Raw genomic sequence first — 2,678 nt, 5'->3', positions numbered from 1 at the left:
GCGCCTGATGGGTGCGGACATCACTCTGGAAAACCAGCGTGAAGTCGGCGGCGAGCCTGTGGCTGACCTGCGCGTACGGGCAGCTAAACTCAAAGGTATCGAGATTCCCGAAGAGCTGGTTCCGCTGGCCATCGACGAATTCCCGGTGCTGTTCGTGGCGGCGGCCTGTGCCGAAGGACGCACTGTGCTGACCGGCGCTGAAGAGCTGCGGGTCAAGGAGTCGGATCGCATCCAAGTCATGGCGGACGGTCTATTGGCGCTGGGCGTCAAATGCCAGCCGACCCCGGACGGCATCATCATCGACGGCGGCCAGATTGGCGGCGGCGAAGTGCATGGTCACGGCGATCACCGTATCGCGATGGCTTTCAGTGTGGCCTCCCTGCGCGCCACCGCACCGATCCGCATCCATGATTGCGCTAACGTCGCGACGTCGTTCCCCAACTTCCTCGCGCTGTGCGGGCAGGTCGGTATTCGTGTGGCACAAGAGGCTCAGTCGTGAAAAACATTGCACCGGTCATCACCATTGATGGGCCAAGCGGCTCGGGCAAAGGCACCGTAGCCGGAATACTGGCCAAGCGTCTGGGCTGGAACCTGCTGGATTCCGGTGCGTTGTACCGCTTGCTGGCATTTGCTGCGCACAACCATGGTGTCGACCTGACCAATGAAGAGCTGCTGAAGAAGCTTGCCGCTCATCTGGATGTTCAGTTCATTGCGGCGACCGAAGGTCAGTTGCAACGGATCATTCTGGAAGGTGACGAAGTCAGCGATGTGATCCGCACCGAAAGCGTCGGCTCCGGCGCTTCGCAAGTGGCTGCATTGCCGGCCGTACGCGAGGCGCTGCTGCAGCGCCAGCGTGCTTTCCAGGAAGCGCCGGGTCTGGTGGCCGATGGTCGCGACATGGGCACAGTGGTTTTTCCGGATGCACCGCTGAAGATTTTCCTGACCGCCAGTGCCGAGGAGAGGGCGCGCCGTCGATATTTGCAGTTGAAGGGCAAAGTCGAGGGTGTTAGTCTGTCGAGTCTGCTAGATGAGATCCGTGCACGCGACGAGCGTGACACCCAGCGAGCGGTAGCCCCGCTTAAGCCGGCGGCTGACGCCATACAGCTGGATTCCACGGAGTTGTCCATCGATCAGGTGCTTGAACGCATCATGAGCGAGATCGCCATTCGCGATATCGCCGGGTGACCAAGAAGGCCGCAGGGGACCAGTCATAGTCCTGCGACGCTTCTTCTATATGAAACTAACCCACACCGTCTGGGGTGTGGAGATGGGCGTATCCTTCGCCCTCATTTACAGGAATTAAAATGAGCGAAAGCTTTGCGGAACTCTTTGAAGAAAGCCTAAAAACCCTGAACCTTCAGGCAGGCTCCATCATCACCGGTGTTATCGTTGATATCGATTACCAAGCTCGCTGGGTAACCGTTCACGCTGGCCTGAAGTCTGAAGCACTCATCCCGCTTGAGCAGTTCTACAACGACGCTGGCGATCTGACTATCAATGTCGGTGACGAAGTTCACGTTGCGCTGGACTCGGTTGAAGACGGTTTCGGTGAAACCAAGCTGTCCCGTGAAAAAGCCAAGCGCGCTGAATGCTGGATCGTTCTGGAAGCAGCCTTCGCAGCCGAGGAAGTGGTCAAGGGCGTTATCAACGGTAAGGTTAAAGGCGGCTTCACTGTCGACGTTAACGGCATCCGTGCGTTCCTGCCAGGTTCCCTGGTTGACGTCCGTCCAGTGCGCGACACCACGCACCTGGAAGGCAAAGAGCTGGAATTCAAGGTCATCAAGCTGGACCAGAAGCGCAACAACGTTGTCGTTTCCCGTCGCAGCGTCCTGGAAGCCGAGAACTCCGCCGAGCGTGAAGCTCTGCTGGAATCCCTGCAGGAAGGCCAGCAAGTCAAAGGTATCGTCAAAAACCTCACCGATTACGGCGCATTCGTCGATCTGGGTGGCGTGGACGGCCTGCTGCACATCACCGACATGGCCTGGAAGCGCATCAAGCATCCTTCCGAGATCGTCAACGTTGGTGACGAAATCGACGTTAAGGTTCTGAAATACGATCGCGAACGCAACCGTGTTTCCCTGGGCCTGAAGCAACTGGGCGAAGATCCATGGGTTGCTATCAAAGCCCGTTACCCAGAAAGCACTCGCGTTACCGCTCGTGTAACCAACCTGACCGACTACGGCTGCTTCGCTGAGCTGGAAGAAGGCGTTGAAGGTCTGGTACACGTTTCGGAAATGGACTGGACCAACAAGAACATCCACCCTTCGAAAGTCGTACAAGTCGGCGACGAAGTGGAAGTTATGGTTCTGGACATCGACGAAGAGCGTCGTCGTATCTCCCTGGGCATCAAGCAGTGCAAATCTAACCCATGGGAAGATTTCTCTGGCCAGTTCAACAAGGGCGATAAAATCTCCGGCACCATCAAGTCGATCACCGATTTCGGTATCTTCATTGGTCTGGACGGCGGCATCGACGGTCTGGTTCACCTGTCCGATATCTCCTGGAACGAAGTGGGCGAAGAAGCCGTACGTCGTTTCAAGAAGGGCGACGAGCTGGACACCGTTATCCTGTCGGTTGACCCAGAGCGCGAGCGTATCTCCCTGGGTATCAAGCAACTGGAAAGCGATCCGTTCTCCGAGTACGTCTCGGTTAACGACAAAGGCGCAATCGTTACTGGC

At 57.3% G+C, this 2,678-nt stretch carries 2 protein-coding genes and 1 pseudogene; all 3 read left to right on the top strand.

Annotation, left to right across the window (positions count from 1 at the left end):
• Positions 1 to 499, top strand: a pseudogene (locus tag AC1DVF_RS28930) (bifunctional prephenate dehydrogenase/3-phosphoshikimate 1-carboxyvinyltransferase); the annotation flags it as partial.
• Positions 496 to 1,185 carry a (d)CMP kinase gene (gene cmk / locus AC1DVF_RS28925; RefSeq protein WP_064391442.1) on the top strand — a complete coding sequence of 230 codons (690 nt, stop codon included), beginning with the start codon at positions 496 to 498 and terminating at the stop codon, positions 1,183 to 1,185. The pseudogene AC1DVF_RS28930 and the gene cmk, both read left to right, overlap by 4 nt.
• 119 nt (positions 1,186 to 1,304) lie before the next feature.
• Positions 1,305 to 2,678: 30S ribosomal protein S1 (rpsA, locus tag AC1DVF_RS28920; RefSeq protein WP_477783586.1), on the top strand; the 1,374-nt coding region annotated here is incomplete at its 3' end.

This window comes from Pseudomonas sp. P4_D7, assembly GCF_056401755.1.
The sequence above is the reverse complement of the archived record's forward strand: the minus strand, read 5'-3'. Positions and strand labels throughout refer to the sequence as shown.